Origin of the sequence: Frankia tisae (assembly GCF_025403405.1) — a bacterium.
Classification (GTDB): domain Bacteria; phylum Actinomycetota; class Actinomycetes; order Frankiales; family Frankiaceae; genus Frankia; species Frankia tisai.
Genome location: NZ_JANEZT010000650.1, coordinates 1 through 1,758 on the forward strand (window position 1 = coordinate 1; position 1,758 = coordinate 1,758).

Annotated in this window: 2 protein-coding genes; both read left to right on the forward strand. The window is 72.1% G+C overall.

Annotated features, from left to right (window positions below):
- The coding region (locus NBZ85_RS30830; protein ID WP_261563392.1) for a peptidoglycan-binding domain-containing protein at nt 1–588 on the forward strand (588 nt) is incomplete at its 5' end.
- Between the two features lie 82 nt (nt 589–670).
- Nucleotides 671–1,591, forward strand: coding sequence for a 1-aminocyclopropane-1-carboxylate deaminase/D-cysteine desulfhydrase (locus tag NBZ85_RS30835; RefSeq protein WP_261560708.1), 921 nt, complete (start codon nt 671–673; stop codon nt 1,589–1,591).
- Nucleotides 1,592–1,758: the final 167 nt, after the last annotated feature.

Sequence of the window (1,758 nt, forward strand, 5' to 3'; positions counted from 1 at the left end):
CTCAAGCCCGGACAACGCGATCCTGTCGCCGGGCGCAACTGCGTCGCGGCGCTGCAACGAGCGTTGCGGACCCACGGCTACCCGTCGCAGCCGATCACCGGCGCCTATCTCGACCAGACCAGGACCAACGTCGTCGACTTCCAGGGCAGGCGTGGCATCACGCCTGCCAGCGGCACCGTCGGCCCGCAGACCCGCCAGGCTCTGCTCGGCGGGCCGACCACCCCCGGGACGAACCCTTCCGACCGGTACGTCAACAGCGTGACCGTCATCGGGACCCGCCCGAGACTCGATCCGATCATCTGCGACAACCTCTCCACGCAGATCCTCATCGAGGCCACCTTCGGACCGGCCCGCTGGAAGGCGGTCACAACCACCACCGAACCGCCCGCCGGACATCCCCTCAGCGTCGGGCCACCCGCGCCCGGCGTGACTGTCCAACCGGCCGGCGGAACCCTGGAGAAGGGCGAATCCCGCACGATTCAGCTGTCCGGCGCCTTCACCGGCGACCCGCGGCACTTCTGGCTCGTGGTCAGCTCGGCGGCCGGCTGGTGGTCGGCCCAGTTCGCCTGCGGGAAGCCGCCGAGGTGAGCCGGCGCGATCAGGATCGGGTCCGGCGGGTCCGGCTATCCTGACGTTCGGCGGTCGGAGACACGGAACGGGGCAGGTACGGGTGGCGGGTCTGGCCGAGGTGCCGGCGGACCTGCCCTCCCCGGTCGAGGAGGTCGCCGACGAGCGGCTGATCGGGAAGGGCGTCGGCCTGCTGCTCAAGCGGGACGATCTGATCCACCCGGACATCCCCGGTAACAAGTGGCGCAAGCTGCGAGGCAACCTGGACGAGGCGTGCCGGCTCGGTCACGACACGCTGCTGACCTTCGGCGGCGCCTACTCGAACCACATCCGGGCGGTGGCGGCGGCGGGCCGGCTGTTCGGCTTCCGGACGGTCGGGGTGATCCGGGGCGAGGAGCATCTGCCGCTCAACCCGACGCTGCGGTTCGCCGCCGATGCCGGGATGCGGCTGACCTACCTCGACCGGACCGCCTACCGGGCGAAGACCTCGCCCGCGGTGGTCGACCGGCTGCGCGCCGAGTTCGGCGTGTTCTACCTGCTGCCCGAGGGCGGCAGCAACGCGTTCGGGGTGCGTGGCTGCGCCGAGCTGCCCGCCGAGATCGACCACCCCTTCGACGTGATCTGCTGCTCGTGCGGCACCGGCGGCACCCTCGCCGGCATCGCCGCGGGCCTCGGGCCGGGCCAGCGGGCCCTCGGCGTCCCGGTGCTGCGGGGCGCCGGGTTCCTCGCCGACGAGGTCGACGCCCTCCAGCGTGCGGCGTTCGGCGCGAACTCCGGCACCTGGACCATGGCCTACGACTTCCACTTCGGCGGCTACGCGAAGTCGACTCCGCAGCTGGCCCGGTTCATCGCCGACTTCCACGACCGCCACGGGCTGGCCCTGGAACCGGTGTACGAGGCGAAGCTGCTCTACGCCCTGTTCGCCCTCGCCGCCGCCGACGCCTTCCCACCCGGCACGACGATCGTCGCCGTCCTCAACGCCCTCGCCCGGCCATCCATGCCCTCGCCAACGGCGGGTAACTGACCGTATCCGCCGCCGCCGGCGGCCGGTCAGGTCACCGAGCCTGTTGCGGTGCGGTTTGTATGGTCTCGGGTCTCGGACCGTACAAACCGCACCGCAATGCCGCCGGGTCGCGGGGTGGAGGCGGCGGGGAGCGTGGGAAGGGGCCGCCGGTGCGGTGGGTCAGCCGG